Source organism: Ereboglobus sp. PH5-5 (genome assembly GCF_029504805.1).
Taxonomy (GTDB): Bacteria; Verrucomicrobiota; Verrucomicrobiia; order Opitutales; family Opitutaceae; genus Ereboglobus.
This window is the reverse complement of the sequence record NZ_JAQFIT010000010.1, coordinates 1-16,380: the sequence shown is the minus strand read 5'-3', so window position 1 is coordinate 16,380 and position 16,380 is coordinate 1. Positions and strand designations below refer to the sequence as shown.

10 protein-coding genes are annotated in these 16,380 nt (G+C 61.8%); 5 read left to right on the top strand and 5 right to left on the bottom strand.

Annotated elements, in window-relative coordinates:
- The first annotated feature begins 12 nt into the window (after window positions 1–12).
- Complete coding sequence (lepB, locus tag M2103_RS07775; protein WP_277509781.1) at window positions 13–1,302, top strand: signal peptidase I; 1,290 nt, start codon at window positions 13–15, stop codon at window positions 1,300–1,302.
- A gap of 48 nt (window positions 1,303–1,350) precedes the next feature.
- The gene (locus tag M2103_RS07770; RefSeq protein WP_277509779.1) at window positions 1,351–2,322 is read left to right on the top strand and encodes a DNA/RNA non-specific endonuclease; all 972 of its coding nucleotides are present in this window, start codon (window positions 1,351–1,353) and stop codon (window positions 2,320–2,322) included.
- Between the two features lie 112 nt (window positions 2,323–2,434).
- Here the strand turns inward: M2103_RS07770 and galE are convergent, their stop codons facing one another.
- A complete protein-coding gene (gene galE, locus M2103_RS07765; RefSeq protein ID WP_277509778.1) occupies window positions 2,435–3,424 on the bottom strand; it encodes a UDP-glucose 4-epimerase GalE in 990 nt (329 codons plus the stop codon).
- Window positions 3,425–3,521: 97 nt separating this feature from the next.
- Between galE and M2103_RS07760 the strand changes: the two genes are divergently transcribed.
- Window positions 3,522–4,757, top strand: a complete 1,236-nt coding sequence (locus M2103_RS07760; protein ID WP_277509776.1) for a beta-ketoacyl-[acyl-carrier-protein] synthase family protein — start codon at window positions 3,522–3,524, stop codon at window positions 4,755–4,757.
- 46 nt (window positions 4,758–4,803) lie between these two features.
- Window positions 4,804–5,061: a phosphopantetheine-binding protein gene (locus tag M2103_RS07755; protein ID WP_108823975.1), complete on the top strand. Its 258-nt coding sequence runs from the start codon at window positions 4,804–4,806 to the stop codon at window positions 5,059–5,061.
- Window positions 5,062–5,260: 199 nt separating this feature from the next.
- On the opposite strand, the gene M2103_RS07750 is transcribed toward M2103_RS07755, so the two are convergent.
- The 3 genes from M2103_RS07750 to M2103_RS07740 all read right to left on the bottom strand — a co-directional run bounded on the left by M2103_RS07750 (window position 5,261) and on the right by M2103_RS07740 (window position 9,296).
- On the bottom strand, window positions 5,261–7,075 hold the full coding sequence (locus M2103_RS07750; protein ID WP_277509774.1) for a hypothetical protein: 1,815 nt from the start codon (window positions 7,073–7,075) through the stop codon (window positions 5,261–5,263).
- A 111-nt stretch (window positions 7,076–7,186) separates the two neighbouring features.
- Complete coding sequence (locus tag M2103_RS07745; RefSeq protein WP_277509773.1) at window positions 7,187–8,041, bottom strand: alpha/beta hydrolase; 855 nt, start codon at window positions 8,039–8,041, stop codon at window positions 7,187–7,189.
- Window positions 8,042–8,135: 94 nt separating this feature from the next.
- Window positions 8,136–9,296 carry a PatB family C-S lyase gene (locus M2103_RS07740; protein ID WP_277509770.1) on the bottom strand — a complete coding sequence of 387 codons (1,161 nt, stop codon included), beginning with the start codon at window positions 9,294–9,296 and terminating at the stop codon, window positions 8,136–8,138.
- A 47-nt stretch (window positions 9,297–9,343) separates the two neighbouring features.
- On the opposite strand from M2103_RS07740, the gene M2103_RS07735 reads away from it, so the two are divergent.
- Window positions 9,344–10,381 carry a Gfo/Idh/MocA family oxidoreductase gene (locus M2103_RS07735; RefSeq protein WP_277509769.1) on the top strand — a complete coding sequence of 346 codons (1,038 nt, stop codon included), beginning with the start codon at window positions 9,344–9,346 and terminating at the stop codon, window positions 10,379–10,381.
- Window positions 10,382–10,391: 10 nt separating this feature from the next.
- On the opposite strand, the gene M2103_RS07730 is transcribed toward M2103_RS07735, so the two are convergent.
- The gene (locus M2103_RS07730) at window positions 10,392–15,407 is read right to left on the bottom strand and encodes an autotransporter outer membrane beta-barrel domain-containing protein (protein WP_277509768.1); all 5,016 of its coding nucleotides are present in this window, start codon (window positions 15,405–15,407) and stop codon (window positions 10,392–10,394) included.
- Between the last annotated feature and the right edge of the window lie 973 nt (window positions 15,408–16,380).

Here is a 16,380-nt window from a genome sequence, read left to right as displayed (position 1 = left end):
AACTTCCCTCCCATGTTCGGACTCTTCACCTCGCCCGATAAACAAATGCGCGCCAATGCGCGCAACTGGCTCGATGTCGCGGATCGTGTTTTTAACTACCGGCGCGACGAACTGAGCGAGGCCGAGCTCGCCGACTTGCAGAAAAAGACGGAGACCCTGCGCACGCAGGTTCGCGAAAAAGCCGGGGCCGAAAAACTCAAGCTGTCCATCGAGGAACTGGAGCCGGTGCTGCGAAAAACAGGCGGGCGCATTTATCCGCACAGCGGATTGCGCGAGTGGGTGGAGTTCTTTGTGGTCGCGGCGATCCTGCTGATCGGAATGAGGCAGTTTTTTGTGCAGCCGTTCAAGATTCCGACCAACTCGATGTGGCCCACCTACAACGGCATGTTTCCCGAAGTGCACGCGAAGATCGAGGACGAGCCGGGCGCGGCCGCGCGGCTGTTTCGCACGCTGGCACTTGGCGCGAGCGCCTACCGTGTCGACGCGCCGGTGGACGGCGAGATTGTGATTCCTTTTTCCGGAATGCGCCCGCTTGGAACGGAATCCACGGGGCGGCACTGGCTCGTCCTTCCCCAAAAGCAAAGGCGCTACTACGTGCTTGTCGGAAACCAAACCGTTTCCGTCAGTGTTCCCGAGGATTTTGCGATGGACTGGGCTATCAAGGACATGATCGATCCGAAGGCGGTTGACTTCGCGCACTTGGTTCAAAAAGCCGGCGAGGAAGGCCGCGTCACGAGAGGTTATTTGGCGACGGAGTCCGGCGACAGGGTGCCCGCATACATGCTGCGCACGGGCAAACATGTGCGCGCGGGCGAGCGTGTCCTCTCGTTCGACATCATCACGGGCGACCAGCTTTTTGTGGATCGCATGAGCTACCATTTTGTGAAGCCAAAGGTGGGCTCCAGTTTTGTGTTTCGCACGCGCAACATCGAGGGCCTCGGCGACAGCTATTACATCAAGCGTTTCATCGGCGGCGCGGGCGACGTCCTGGAAATCCGCCCTCCGTGCCTTTACCGCAACGGGGCGCCGATCACGGGCGCGCAGGCCTTTGAGGACAATGCCGCGCGTTCCGGAAAATATCTCGGTTATGTGAACGGAACGGTCACCCCGGCGTATCCCCACCCCACGCTTGTTCCCGGCCAAAAATACACTGTGTCCAAGGATGGATACATCGCGCTCGGCGACAATTCCAACAACAGCCTCGACAGCCGCTACTGGGGCGAGGTGCCGAAGAAGGACGCGGTGGGGCGCCCGCTGTGGGTGTTTTATCCGTTCACCAGCCACTGGGGACCGGCGAAGTAAGACATGGCAAGGGGCAAATCCCGCAAAAAAACGCGCAATCGCAGGCGCATGAATTTGCGCCGCCTGATTGTTTGCGGGCTGGTCGTTTTTGGATTGCTGGGCGGGGTTGCGATCTGGCACCGCCTCTCCCCGCCCGCCACGCGGGAACGCATCGAATCCGTGACGCTCAACGTGATCGACCTTGCGCGTGAAAACAAGTCGATGCCCCGCGAGCTGGTTTTCTGGCTCGATTTGCTTTCGGACAAAATCCCGCTCGCCCGCGGAAAAACCGTCGCCCCCGGCGTGACAATCGAAAGCGACTTGATGGTATTGGGCGGCACGCCCGCGTCGCCCGAACCCCTGGATTTTTTGCAAAACAAAGGCTACCTCGCGGGCTACGACAACAATCACCGAAACCCCGCATGGGTGGCCTACCGCGTGTTTCCGCCGAAATACAAATCGGGCAAGCGCCCCGACAAGTTCGCGCCCGATCCGCGCACGCGCGCCAAGGTGCGCTCCTCCGCGTATTCAAACTCCGGATACGACCGCGGCCACATGGCGCCGAACCGCGCGATTGCGGTGTGCCATGGCGGGGAGGCGCAGGTGGAGACGTTTCTCATGTCGAATGTCGTGCCGCAGTTGCACGGCCTGAACGCGGCCTTTTGGGAGGCGATGGAAGCGCGCGTGATCGAGCGCTACACGCGCCGATTCAGCCAGGTATGGGTAATGTGCGGCCCGGTTTACGAGGCGGGCAAAACGCCCGTCAAAATCGGCTCGGACGTAAGCGTGCCGGACGCGTTTTTCCTGATAATCTCAACGCACGAAAAAGACGCGTCCACCAAAGACATCACCGACACCGGGCTCATGCGCACGGAGGCGTTTTTGGTGCCGCACCGCGCAATCGCGGCGAAGGAGGATCCGTCAAAATATTTGGCAAGCGTGCGCGAGATAGAACAGCGCACGGGCCTGGATTTCTTTCCACTGCTTTCGAGCGAAGTGCAGGACGCGCTGGAGAGCGAACCCGCCAAGCGCGCGTGGTAGGAGACAATTTACTCGGAGTCTCGCAAGCTCGACTCTGGGCTGACGAATCGCACGCCCTTGGCGTGCGAAGCATGACAAACAAGTTAGCGCCTATGGGGGATTCGCCGCGCGCTTACTTTCCGTATCCGTTCGGATGCTTCGAGTGCCAGTTCCAAGCGCTGGCGACGAGGGATTCGATGTCGTGGTATTTGATCTTCCAGCCGAGCTCCCGCTGCGCCTTGGTGGAGTCGGCGTAGAGCGCGGGAGGATCGCCCTCGCGGCGCGGGGCGATGGTGTAGGGCACTTTTTTGCCGGTCACTTTTTCAACGGCGCGGATGATTTCCAAAACGGACACGGGCGTGCCCGTGCCAAGATTCCAGGTGAACACCTTGCCCGGCTCGGCGAGCTTGTCGAAGGCGGCGATGTGGGCGCGGCTCAGGTCGTCAACGTGTATGTAGTCGCGCAGGCAGGTGCCGTCGGGCGTCGGGTAGTCGCCGCCGAAGAGCTTGAGCGGCGGGCGTTGCCCGGTGGCCGCGCCGATGGCGAGCGGGATGAGGTGCGTCTCGGGCGAGTGATCCTCGCCGATGGCGCCGTCCTCGGACGCGCCGGAGGCGTTGAAATAGCGGAACACCGCCGCGCTGAGCCCGTAGGCGCGCGCGAAGGCGTGCAGGGCGTGCTCAACGTCGAGCTTGGTTTGGCCGTAGGGGTTGATCGGATTCGTGGGGGAATCCTCCGTGATGGGCATTTTTTCGGGGATGCCGTAGGTCGCCGCGGTCGAGGAGAAGACGAATTTTTTGACGCCCTTCGAGTGCATCGTCCTCAGGAGCTGGAGCGTGGAAACGACGTTGTTGAAGTAATACTTCATCGGCTCCTGGACGGATTCGCCGACAAAGATGTAGGCCGCGAAGTGCATCACGATGTCGATTTTTTCATCGACGAGGATTTTGCCCACGGCGGCCTCGTCGCCGAGATTCGCCTCGTAGAAGGGCACGTCGGGCGCGACGGCCTCGCGATGGCCGAACACAAGATTATCAATCACCACGGGACGATGACCCGCGGCGGCCACTTGGCGCACGCAATGGCTGCCAATGTAACCAGCTCCACCTGCAATTAAAACATTCATGCGAAGTGAATGTTGTATTGATTGTGCGCGGGGGTTGGCTAGCTATTTTCGTTTCATTTTTCGTATTAACCCGCACATTGTCCGCATATAAGTCCGCATGAATCTTCCTCGCATCGTTATCACAGGCGTCGGCCTCACCGCTCCAAACGGCAATTCGCTTGCCGAGTTTCGCGCAAACCTCCTCGCCGGGGTTGGCGGCATTGAACCGCTCGAAGTGCGCTACATGGGACCGCTGATCGCGGGCGTCTGCCATTACGATCCGCTCAAATACCAGAAGAAAAAAGAGGTGCGCGTGGGCACCCGCGCCGGGTCGATCTCGATCTACTGCGCGCACGAGGCGCTGGCCGACGCCGGGATTCCCGTCGAATCCGTCGCGAAGGACCGCACGGGCATTTACATCGGCATCACCGAGCACGGCAACGTGGAGACTGAAAACGAAATCTACAGCCTCTCGAAATACAACTACGACACGAAGTTCTGGTCGCATTACCACAACCCTCGCACCGTCGCCAACAACCCCGCCGGCGAAACCTCGCTCAACCTCGGCGTCACCGGCCCCGCCTACACGATCGGCGCGGCGTGCGCCGCCGGCAACATGGGCCTCATTCACGCAGCGCAAATGCTCCGCCTCGGCGAGGTCGACCTCGCGATCTGCGGCGGCGTGAGCGAAAGCATCCACACATTCGGCATCTTCGCCGCGTTCAAAAGCCAGAACGCGCTCGCCTCCCATTCCGACCCGAAAAAGGCCTCGCGCCCCTTCGACCTCGCGCGCAACGGCATCGTCATCTCCGAGGGCGGCGCGCTTTACACGCTCGAACGCCTCGACGACGCGCTCAAGCGCGGCGCCAAAATCTACGGCGAGATCTCCGGCTACCACGTGAACTCCGACGCCTCCGACTACGTGCTCCCGAACCCCGAGCGCCAGGCGGAATGCGTGGCCGCCTCGATCCGGCGCGCCGGTTTGCGCCCGTCGGACATCCACATCGTCAACACGCACGCCACCGCCACGCCGCTCGGCGACGTTCAGGAGGCCGACGGCCTCCGCACAGTGTTTCAGGATTGCCCCGACACATACATCAACAACACCAAGAGCTTCATCGGGCACGCCATGGGCGCGGCGGGCGCGCTCGAACTCGCGGGCAACCTGCCCAGCTTCGAAGACCTCGTTGTGCACCCCACGATCAATGTGGACAACCTCGACCCGAAGTGCGCGCTCCCCGGCCTCGTGATAAATGCGCCCGTGAAGGCAAAACGGGTTGACGCTATCCTCAACAACTCGTTCGGTATGTTGGGCATCAACTCCACGCTCATCATAAAACGATACGTCGCCTGAGCCCCCGGCGGCCCGCCAACCGACATTTTTCCAAACACAACACAACATGACCAAAGACGAATGCAAAAAGCTCGTGATCGAAATCATCGCCGACATCGCGCCCGATGAAGATCTCACCAACCTCAAGCCCGACGTGCGCCTGCGCGACCAGCTCCAACTCGACTCGATGGACTTCCTGGACATCGTGATGGAACTGCGCAAACGCCACGGCATCGAGGTTCCCGAGGCGGACTACATGCAGCTTGCCTCGCTCGACAGTTGCGCGGAATACCTCACGCCCAAATTCCAAGCGATGGGCAAATAAGCCGCCGCGATTTTAAGAAAATTCCAGAACCGCAAACCGCAAGGGATGCGACAAAAAACCGGAGCCCGCCCGCTCCGGTTTTTTGTCGAAAGGCAGGGCGGTCTCGCCGAGACCGCCGCGTTTGTCTCCCGTCAGTCTCGGCGCGCTCGGCGAGCACGCCCTACCGAAATTCAAAAGCCGGCGGGCGCCGACTCGTGTTTCACTTGCGCCGCAGGCGTGCCGCCGCAAGCGCGCCGAGCACGAGCAGATACCACGCCGAAGGCGCGCCGCCGCCACCGCCGCCGGATGACTCGCTTCCGCCCGCGATGTTTTCGCCGCCTGTTGATCCGGTTGCAATAGGCGCGGCGGTGAGCGCGAGCGTGTTCACGGTGACCGTCGTGCCGCTTTGCGTGATTTTGCGTATGGCCGCGTTTTCGGAATCGGCCACATAGATGCTTCCGTTGCTACTGACGGCGACATCGGAGGGAATGTTAAAGAGCGCCTCCGAGGCGTCGCCGTCCTGAAAGCTGTTCGAGTAAAGTTCCCACAGGCTCGAACCACTTGTCCAAAGCCAGTTGGTAAGGCCAGCGAGGACGTGTCCGGAACCCGAGGTTGTTAATTTCACAATGCGCGAGCTGTAGGCATCGACAATGTAGAGGTTGCCGGCACTGTCATAACAAAATCCGGCAGGACTGATCGGCTTTGGGGAAGCATTCGCGATAGTGTCGTAGGCGGGTTCATTCACGCACATCTGGAAATAATCCATATCGTCAGTTGCGATGGTTACGATCACGAAGGAGTCGTTGCCGGGATCGGCAACGAGGAGCAATTTGCCGTCCGGTGAAAGCGTGATGCCCAGCGCGCCGCTGAAGCGATATGAATACTGCGATGCGGACGGGGGAGGAAATGAAACGGAGGTGGTGCCTGTGATATCAATACCTGAACCTTGAAAACCGCCGCCGAGAATGCCGCCGGTGCCACCCGTGTAAATTTCACCTCCCCCACCGAATATCCATGAGCCGGTGGTAATCAGGGTTCCGGTGCCGAGCACGGCTCCGCCAGATGCCCCCCAGTTCATGGTTCCCGACGCACTTCCGCCGGTGTTTTTATAATATTCCCCCGCAACATGCGAGGTCGTGCCCGCGGGCGTGATTTTGCGAATCACACCGTTGCCCGCATCAACGACGTAAACATTGCCGTATGAATCAACCGTGAGCGCGGTCGGATAATCAAAACGGGCGCCGGCGCCCGTGCCCTCCAGATAATCGCCGGCGTGACCGGCCGAACCGGCGAGCGTCGAGACCTTGCCGTCTGACGCGATCACACGGATGGCGTTGTTGCCGGCATCGGCGACGTAGAGCGTGCCGCTGTGATAGGCGATGCCCCGCGGATATTCGAAACGCGCGGCCGTGCCCGTGGCATTTGTTGTTCCGGACTCGCCCGTCGCGCTTCCGGCGAAAACGGAAACCTTGCTGTCGTCCGTGATTTTCAGGACGGCGTGCGAGAGCATGTCGGCCACGTAGAGATTGCCGGACGCGTCAAAGGTGAGCGATGCCGGACAATTGAGAAAGGATGTCTTGACGTTGAGTTTTTCCGAAACAACGGCGCGGGTGGCGGTGGACTGACCGCCGTCGTGGGAAATCGTGACGGTGGCGCGATATTGCCAGCCGGTCATGTTTGTGCCGAGCGCCCAGATGGTAAGCGGGTTCGAGGAGCCGCTCGAATAGAGGGTCGAGTCCTCCAGTGCGCTGCCGATTTTGCGCCAGCTCGCGCCGTTGTTTTCCGAGACTTCCCAATAGCCGTCGGTGAATGTGGCGTAATCGGGATTCGGCGCGCCCGATTCGGTTGTCGCGTAACGGTTCCCGGCGGGAAGCACCACGGCCAGGTTAAGGCTCTGGTTTTCGAGCTGGTAGCCCATGCGCGAACCCTCGATGTAAGGCTCGGGCGCGGCGGCTCGAAGCGGTGTGTGGAGCTGCGCAAAAGCAAGCGCGCTGACAAAAAGGCACGAGGCAAAGTGAAGGTTTTTTATTTTCATAAGTTTGGACAACAGATGCGCGGGGTTACGAAGAATGCACAAAACAATGCCACGGCCCAAATGCCGGTCAATTGCCAATGGCGTAAAAATTGATGCAAAAAAGCCCCGCAATCACTTCAACGCCTCATCGAAAAACCGCACCAGTTCGTCACGGTAAACATTGCCTTGCGCCTCGGTCATGGCGTCGATGTGGCTGCCGCCGTTGATCGTGATCAACTTTTTCGGCTCTCTCGCCGCCGCGAACAGGCGCGTGGCATTTTCATACGGCACGACATTGTCGGCCGTGCCGTGGATCATGAGCAGCGGGATCGGCGGAAGCGCTGCCACGTATTTGCCCGCCGAATACTTGTTGCCGATGAGCAAGCCGCCTCCCGGCACCTTCTGGTTTGCGATGTGCGCATACGAGTAGAACGTCGCCTCCTGCGCGACCGCGCGCACTCCCTCGCGGTTGCCCGCGCCCACGGCGGCGATGGCGTGGGTGCCGCCAAGGCTTTGTCCGAACACGAGGAGCCTGGTCGCGTCCACATCGGGGCGCGAACGCGCGTAGTCGAGTGCGGCCTGCGAGTCCTCAAACAAGCCGCGTTGTGTCGCGCGGCCCTCCGACGCACCGTAACCGCGGTAGTCAAAAACAAGCACGTTGAAACCGCGCGCGGGCAGCCAGCCCACGAATTCCCAATGCGAGGTCATGTTTTGCGAATTGCCATGGTAATGGATGACCGTGCCCTTCGCTTTTCGCGCGTCGACGGCGCCGTCCACGACGGCGGGCATGAACCAGCCGGAGAGCTTGGTGCCGTCGCGGCTCTTGAAAGTGACGGCCTCATAGGCGACGCCTTTCTTGCCGGGCGTGCCGTAAACATCGCGGGTTGGATAATAGAATACGCTGTTGGCGCAGCCGCTGAAGCCGACAATCACGCCGGTCAAAATAATCACGCCGAGAACAATGCCTATGATGCGAAGTGTTTCCATGCCGCGAAAACCCTGCGCGAACCCAATGCGCTTTGCGAGCCTTCGCATCGTGTGTTGAGAATGCGCACAGGTGCGCCCCGCGGGTGAAACGCGGTCACAGCGCCGCCTTCATGCGCCGCAGGGCCTCGTCGAGCGTGGCGCGCGGACAGCCGAAATTGAGGCGGACATGAGCGCCGCGCGGCGAGCCGAAATCCGCGCCGTCGCTCAGGCCGACGCCGTGCTTCTCAAAATGCGCGACGGGGTTTTCGAGCTTGAGCGCGCTGACGTTGAGCCATGCGAGATAGGTCGCCTCGTGCGGTGCCTCGATGGTGACGCCGGGAAGCTCGCTGGCGACAAATTCGCGAACGCGATCACGGTTGCCGCGCAGGCAGGCGAGAAGCTCCTGGCGCCAAGGTTCGCTGTCGCGATAGGCCGCGGCGCACGCTGCATAACCGAGCGCGTTGACCTCGGCGACAATGCCCGCGGCGGCGCGTTGAAACGTGGCGCGAAGCGTTGGGTTGCTAATGATGGCAAACGAGGTGCAGAGGCCGGGAATGTTGTAGGTTTTGCTCGGCGCCATGAGCGTGATGGCGCGGGCGGCAATCTCGGGCGCGAGCGTGGCGGCGGGGATGTGAGGGAGCGCCGGGTCGAGAACGAGATCGCAGTGGATCTCGTCGGAACAGAGAACGATTTTGTGGCGCAGGCAAAACTCGGCGAGGCGCAGAAGCTCCTCGCGGCGAAAAACGCGCGCGACGGGATTGTGGGGATTGCAGAGGAGGAAAATCTTCACGCTGCCATTGCCCGCAACGACGGCGCGCTCCATGGCGTCGAAGTCGATTTCCCAGCGGCGCGCGGCGCTGTTGAGCGCGAGGGGAACGGCGAGCGAGCGGCGTCCGGAATTGGTCGCGGCAGTCATGAAGGGCGGGTAGATTGGCGTGTTGCAGAGGATTTGGTCGCCGGGGTCGGCGAAGGCCTGCGCAGTCACATTGAGGCCGCAGACGAGACCGGGCAGCCAGACAATCCATTCCGGCAAAATCGCCCAGCCATAGCGCGCTTGCATGGCCTCGACAACGGCGGCGGTTTCATCGGCCGTGGCGTGGGCGTAGCCGAAGATGCCGTGCGCGACACGACGCCGCAGCGCCTCGACAATCGCGGGCGAAGTTTGAAAATCCATGTCGGCGACCCACATGGGGAGGATGTCGGAGCCGGCGTATTTCTGCCATTTCAGCGAGTCGGTGCCGCGGCGGTCGTGTGTTGTTTCAAAGTCGTGGGACATGGTATGCGGGCTTGCGTTTTTTAGTTTTGGAAAAACGTTCGTATGACATGAGCACGCAACATCTCAAGTGGGGACTTTTGGCGACGGGGCGGATTGCGGAAAAATTTGCAAACGGCCTGGCTGCGTCAAAGTTGGGGCGCGCGGTGGCGGTCGGAAGCCGGAGCGGGGCGACGGCGCGGGCGTTTGCGGAGAAATTTGGCATCGCCCGCGCGCACGAAAGCTACGAGGCGCTGCTGGCGGACGCGGAGGTGGACGCGGTTTACATCGCGACCCCGCATCCGATGCACCTTGAGTGGGCGCTCAAGGCGGCGCGGGCGGGAAAACATATCCTGTGCGAGAAGCCGATGGGAATGAACCGCGCGCAGACGGAGCAAATGATCGCGGCGGCGCGCGAGCACGGGGTGTTTTTGATGGAGGCGTTCATGTATCGATGCCATCCGCAGACGGCGAGGATCGCGGAGTTGATTCGCGATGGCGCTCTGGGCGAGGTTCGCATGGTGCAGGCGGCCTTTGGCTACAATCGCCCCTTTGACCCGCAATCCCGCGTTTGGAGTAACGGGCTGGGCGGCGGCGGGATTCTGGACGTGGGATGCTATCCGGTTTCGCTCTCGCGTTTTGTCGCGGGCGCGGCGGAGGGAAAAGGGAGCGTGTTCCTCGATCCGGTGGAAATCAACGGGACGGGCGTCACGCATCCGCAGACGGGCGTCGATGAGTGGGCGGCGGCGACCTTGAAATTTTCAACAGGCATGGTGGCGCAGGTGTCGTGCTCCACGAGCGTGCAACAGCAAAACACGGCGCGCATTTACGGCACGAAAGGCTGGCTGCATGTCGTGGAGCCGTGGACCCCGTCGCGCAACGAGGGCGGCCGGGCCCGCATGTGGCTGCGCCGTCCGGACGCGGCGGCGGGGGAGATCGCGCTGCCGTATCAAGAAAGTGAATACATGCTTGAGGCCGATGTCGTGGCGGAGTGCGTGGCCTCGGGAAGGCGCGAGGCGGGCCAGATGAGCTGGGCCGACTCGCTCGGCAACGCGGCCGCGCTGGACAAATGGCTGGAGCTCGCGGGCGTGAAATACGGCGCCGCGTGAGCGCGCCGCGCTACCAGGCGCGGCGGTAGCCGAGGTTTATGCTCCAGGGGCGCTCGTAGTGCGGGGCCTTGTTGTATTCATAATCCAAATACAACTGGCTTCGCTCGTCGATCAGGTAGCCCGCGCCCGCGCCGGTTTCAAACCGCCAGCCCTCAAAGCCGGGGCTTTGGGTGCGGCCTTCCACCGTAACTTCGCCGCCGCTGATGTCGCTCTTGACCACGCCGAACTTGATGTAGGGAATCCAACGCTCGAAGTTGGCGCCGGTGCGGACTTGCGCGCTGTATTGCCACGAGTCGGCGTCGCCGATGCGCACTTGGATGTCGCGGTGGCGGTCGTTCCTCATGGTGTAGCCGGTTCCGTTGATCCAGGCGACGGCGGCTTGCGCGGAGGGCTCCACCCAGTAGCGGCCGTTCACAAATCGGCGGCCGGCCTCGACGGAGACGCCCTGGATGTTGTTTTTGTATTTGCCGCGCGAGAGGTAGCCGTCAACGCCGCGCGCGTTGAGTTCGCTTTCGGAGCGGTCGAGGCGCAGCACGGAATCGACGAACCAGCCGGCGTCGTGAATCCAGAGCGCGTAGAGGCCGCCGCCGAGGATGGTGCTGTTGCCGTCGCCGTATTTGTGACCCAGGGCCTCGAAGGAGCGGTCGCTGTAGCTCATGCCGGCGTGGACCCCGGCCATGAGGAGCGCGTTTTTAATGGCGAAGATTTTGTCCGCGCCCACGGTGAGGCCGTGGGTGTCCTGACGGACGCGGCTGTTTCCAAAGTGGGAATCGGTGTTGAGGCGGTAGGTGTTGGCGCGGGCCCAGATGTTGCCGCGGTCGTGCGATCGGGCCGGGGCGCCGCGATCGTGCGGTATGCCGGCGCGGTCGCCCAGTGTGGCGAGGTGGTCGGCGGGCATGTTGACGCGGATGTCGCCCATGCGTTTGTGGACGTTGTCGAGGCCGTAGTGCAGGTCGGCGGTCATCACCCCGGCGGTGCTCAGGATCGCGTCGCCGCCGCGGCTGATGGAGTTGCCGGCGGTCAGGTAATAGGCCGAGGTGTCGGGCATGATCGCGCCGCCGTCGCCTTGGTGGAGCTCGTAGGTGATCATGCCGAACTCGATGCCGTCGGAGGTGAACACGGGGTCGCCGTATTCGTAATCGACGACGAGCAGTGCGTATTTGCGGGCGGGGTCGTGGGGCCGCGTGTCGTTCATGCTGGTGAAGACAATGTGGTGCGCGCCGTCCGCGCTGCCGCTGATGATGAGGCGGTCGGTTTGTTTGTTGGCGAGATCGACGTTCATGCGGCCCGTCGTTTCGCCGGTGTAGTCGCCCGTGATCGTGAGCGTGGTGTAGGTGGTGTCGTTCGAGCCGGGCGTGTGGTAGTGGATCGCGCCGCCGACGGCGTGGAGGTTTTGGAGGGTTTGCAATTTGTTGCCGAGGTCGAGCGTGGCGTGTTCGAGCGTGATGCCGCGGCTCGTTTGGATGGCGTTTTCGGCGGCGAGGCGCAGCGTGCCGTTTTTAACAGTGGTCGAGCCGGTGTGGCGTTGCGCTTTCTCAAGCACCACGACGCCGTCGCCTATGGCGGCGATGTCGCCCGCGCCGTCGATCACGCCGGCGTAGGTGACGAGGTCGGAGCGGTTGAAGATGAGCGTGGCGGCGTCCGCCACGGTGGCGTCGGCGGCGATGGCGGTGCCCGGCGCCCAGCCGTTTGCCTCGCCGTCGCCGATTTGGAGCGCGCCGTTTTCAACGACGAGTTTGCCGGTGAGGGCGTTCGCGCCGGTGAGCGTGGTGGTGCCGCTGCCGCGCTGGACGAGGTCGCCCGCGCCGGTGATCGCGCCGGCGTGGGTGATGTTGCCGGAGCGGTTGATTGTGAGCGTGCCGGAGTTGGCGACCGTGGCGGAGGCGATCATGCCGGAGGCGCCGCCGCCCTGCCCCGCCCCGAGTTGGAGGTGCGCGCCGGTTTCGATTGTCGTGGCGCCGGTGTGGGTGTTGTCGCCGGTGAGCGTGAGGACGCTGCCGGCGGTGAGGGTGAGTTCGCCGGCGCCGTCGATTGTGCCGGAGAAGACGAGGCCGTCGGTGCTGTTGTCGATGTTGAGCGCGCCGGTGCCGATGCGGATGGCGCCCGCGCCGGAGAGGTTGCGCAGGGTTTGGGTTGTGTTGCCGGTGTCGAAGGCGGCGCCGGCGGTGATGGTCACGCTCGTGCTGCTGGCGATGATGTTGGAGGCGCCGGCGGTGGTGAGCGTGGCGGAGCCGGTGATGAGTGTCGCGCCGGTGTAGTCGTTGCCGCCATGTCCGAGGACGATGGTGCGGCTGCCGGTGAAGGTGAAGCCCGCCGCGCCGGCGCCGGTGAGTTGCGCGCTGAGGGTGTTGTCGTGCGCGTCGGCGGGATTGATGACGAGGCTTTCGGCGTCGCTGAGCGCCTCGATTGAGACGAGGCCGTAGTTGAGCAGGATGTCGCCGTCCTGGGTGATGGCGTTGTAGCCGTAGGTGTTTTTGCCGACGGGTGTGGCGCTGTTTTGTCCGTAGGTGAGCGTGGAGGCGCCGGAGGGGAGCGGCGCGCCGTTGCTGTCGATGAGCTCAAAGGCGATGCCGTCGGCGGGGCCGCTTTCGGTGGAGCGGACGATGGTGCGCTCGTGCAGGAGGTAATCGGGCGGGGCAATGTCGACGTCGAAGATGTTGCCGTTGAGGCCGTGGCCGGGGGGCGCGGGCGGGTTGATGCCGGAGAGGACGTCGGTGTCGATGCCGATTTTGGTCGCGGCGGTGCCGCTGGTTTCGCCGACGGAGAGCGTTTTCACCGTGAGCATGTGGGGGGCGATGCCGGAGGTCGTGTCGGTTTTCACGATGAAGGTGCCGCCGGCGAGGTCGAGGCCGCCGATGGTGCGATTGGCGTCGAGCGTGGTCTCGGAGTTTTCGGCGAGCTGGAGGGTCGCGTTGGCGAGGATGGTTTGCGCGGTGTCGTTGAAATTGAACTTGGAGGTTCGCGCGCCTCCGCCGACGCCGATGGTGCCGGTGAAGGAAAGGGCTGAGGGACTGAAGGGCTGAAGGCTGAAGGTGACGGATTGCGCGTCGCCGGTGTTGCGCAGGTTCACGAGGCCGTCGCCGGCGAGGGCGTTGGCGACAGTGGCGTCGGTGGTGGCGTGCACGCCGAGGGTCGCGCCGGTCGCGATGTTCACGGTGGCGTCCTTGAGTTGGGTGGCATCCCACGCAACGGCCAGGGTGCCTTCGCGCACATCGACGGTCCGCATGTCGAGGTCGTCGGTGTCCATTGTCCATGAGCCCGCGCCCCGCTTGATTAGCGTGCCGGTGAAAGTCGTGGGGCCGGTGACCGCCGAGGTGTAGGCGGTTTCGCTGCCGGCCGCGCCGTTGAGCACCAATTGCGAGGCGTCGCCGGCAATGAAGAGTTGCCCGGCCAGCGTGCTGCTGTTCCAGAGGCGCACTTCGTGCGCGGCGTCACCGTCATCGCCTTCGTCCAGATAGACGGCGTGGTCGCCGCCGCGGATCACGCCGCCGGTCGTGTTCGTGACGATTGTTCCTTGCAGGGAGACAAGGCCGGTGTCCGAGATGCCGTTGATGGTGCCGCTGTTTGTGAGCGTGCCGCCGCTTACCATGATGACGCCGACATCGGCGCCCTCGATCACGCCGCCGAGGTTCGAGATCGTCGCCTCGCCCGCGATATCGACGGCAAAGGTGTATGCGCCATCGGGGCGGCCCGTGGCGAGGATGGTGCCGGTGTTTGTCACCGTGCCCCCGGCATACAGGGAGACGCCGGCTATGCCGCCCTGGATCAGGCCGGCGTCGTTTGTGATTGCGGAGTCGGTGTAGCTGGTGATGCCGCTCACCGTCTCGCCGATGATCGTGCCGCTGTTCGCGAACGTGCCGCCGGCCATCGCGTGGATGCCAATTTCGGCGCTGTGGATAAGGCCGCCGGCGTTGTTTGAGACCGTCACCGCGAGGCCGTGCGCATAAACGCCGTTGAAATGCGCGCCGAGGATCGTGCCGCTGTTGGACAGCGTGCCGCCGTATTGAAACCAGATGCCGCTGTGATCGCCCGAGAGGAGGCCGCCGGTCGTGTTGGTCACCAATATGGACGCGCCCAGATTGGTGATCGCGTATTCGCCGCCCCTGATGACGCCGCCGTTTGCGATTTCACCCCCGCCCGCCATTTGAACGCCCGCGTAGGTGCTCGAAATAATCCCGGAGGCATTGTTGATGATCAGCGCGGACGAGCCGGCGGTGGAAACCCCGTAGGCGGACTGGCTGCCGTAATAGGACGGGTTGATGATCGAGCCGGAATTGACCACGGTGCCCCCGGCTCTCAACGTCACGCCGGCGGAGGTGCCTCGCAGCAGGCCGGTGGTGCCGTTGATGACAAGCGCGCTGGCGCCGTGGGAATACACGCCATGGCTGTTGGACGCGTAATAATTGCTCGTGCCGGAGATCACCCCGGTGTTTGTCACCGTGCCCCCGGCGGTGAGCTGAATGCCGCCCTGGCCGCCCTGGATGGTGCCGCCATTGTTCAGAATCGCCACCGCGCCCCTCTGGGCATGGATGCCATAATCATAGTAGCTCATGCTTTTGATGAGACCGGCGTTTGTCACCGTGCCCCCGCCGCTTAAAAACACGCCCTTGGAGCTTCCCTCGATCACCCCGGTGGCGGTGTTGTCGATGAACGAGGGGCCGCCGTTGGAATAGATGCCGGAACTCGCCCAGCTTGCCGCGGAGCTGATCATGCCGGCGTTGGTGATGACGGCGCCGCCATTGTTAAAATACAAGGCGTGAGTGGAGTTGGCTGACACCAGCGAGCCCTTGGTAATGTCGAGCGTCACACCGGTCATCGTCCCTGTTATGCCCCCGAAAACGATCACTCCGGAAAGAACGTATTCGCCCGCGGCGGGAATGTTGTAGCCGGTCCCGGACGGGATGCTTGTCGTCTGCGCGGACAGACGCCCCGCAAAGATAACAAATGGAAGAATGGCAAAAATGGCGGCGGCCTGAAACGACTCGCGAACCATCCGGCGTGTCTTGATATATATTTTACTTTTCATGCGATATTCGATGTCTGATAATCCGCTGGCGAAAGGCCGAAACGGACCGTTATATAATGCAACAGGGATTCATTTGAGCCGAGACTTCAACGAAATTCGCATGTTTTTTACTTTAATAATTTGTGTGTATTTATATTTCATAAACACAAAAAATTACGACTGACTCCCGTGCTTATTCATAAAAATAGTGTCATGTATTTATATTATATTCATAAGCACAATTTTTCCTGTTCAAAATGGCGCAAATGACACAGTTCGCAAGGGAGCTTTCATTCGCGGCGGACACGGATAAACAAATACAAAAAATAAGATGCCGCGGGTGAAATAGCGTGTTTTTTGCGCATCACGCGTGCGCGCCAATTTCAGGCGCGCTTATATTCATAAGCACCCGCGATTAATATTTCCTTCACCGCCACCCTTGAAATAGTATCATCACATCGTCGCAATTACCCGCGACCCTGTTTTGATTTTTTGCGTTTTATACAAAAAGCATTTATATTTTGCCGAAAACAAATGTGCCTTATAATTCCGGTTTCTTCGTTTCATTGAAGAAGGAACACAAAGGAAGCGGAAGACCACAGAGTTTTGAGTGGCTCGCACGACTTCCATGCTCGCACGCGAATCCATGTTTCTATTTTTTAATCAAGAATCATGCCCTCGCGTGAAAGTTTATAAATAACCAGTGGGCCTCACTGTCCTCTGTGTTCCTTTCCGTATTTGCGTAAATCTGCGGTTGAATTTGGCTTTGGCTTGAGAGACAGCTTGGGGATTCGCAAAAAAAACGCGCCGTTTTTAAGGGCGCGTTTGATTGGGTTTTGGAATCACGGCAGGATGCCTTACCAGGCGCGGCGGTAGCCGAGGCTCAGCGACCAGGGCCTCTCGTAGTCCGAGGCCTTGTTGTATTCATAGTCAAAATACACCTGGCTTCGCTCGTCGATCAGGTAGCCCACTCCCGCCCCGGTCTCAAACCGCC

Coding starts and splice junctions, on each gene's coding strand:
- M2103_RS07745 (WP_277509773.1), bottom strand. CDS start 8,041: ATGGAAACACTTCGCATCATAGGCATTGTTCTCGGCGTGATTATTTTG.
- M2103_RS07755 (WP_108823975.1), top strand. CDS start 4,804: ATGACCAAAGACGAATGCAAAAAGCTCGTGATCGAAATCATCGCCGAC.
- M2103_RS07770 (WP_277509779.1), top strand. CDS start 1,351: ATGAATTTGCGCCGCCTGATTGTTTGCGGGCTGGTCGTTTTTGGATTG.
- lepB (WP_277509781.1), top strand. CDS start 13: ATGTTCGGACTCTTCACCTCGCCCGATAAACAAATGCGCGCCAATGCG.
- M2103_RS07740 (WP_277509770.1), bottom strand. CDS start 9,296: ATGTCCCACGACTTTGAAACAACACACGACCGCCGCGGCACCGACTCG.
- M2103_RS07760 (WP_277509776.1), top strand. CDS start 3,522: ATGAATCTTCCTCGCATCGTTATCACAGGCGTCGGCCTCACCGCTCCA.
- galE (WP_277509778.1), bottom strand. CDS start 3,424: ATGAATGTTTTAATTGCAGGTGGAGCTGGTTACATTGGCAGCCATTGC.
- M2103_RS07735 (WP_277509769.1), top strand. CDS start 9,344: ATGAGCACGCAACATCTCAAGTGGGGACTTTTGGCGACGGGGCGGATT.
- M2103_RS07730 (WP_277509768.1), bottom strand. CDS start 15,407: ATGAAAAGTAAAATATATATCAAGACACGCCGGATGGTTCGCGAGTCG.
- M2103_RS07750 (WP_277509774.1), bottom strand. CDS start 7,075: ATGAAAATAAAAAACCTTCACTTTGCCTCGTGCCTTTTTGTCAGCGCG.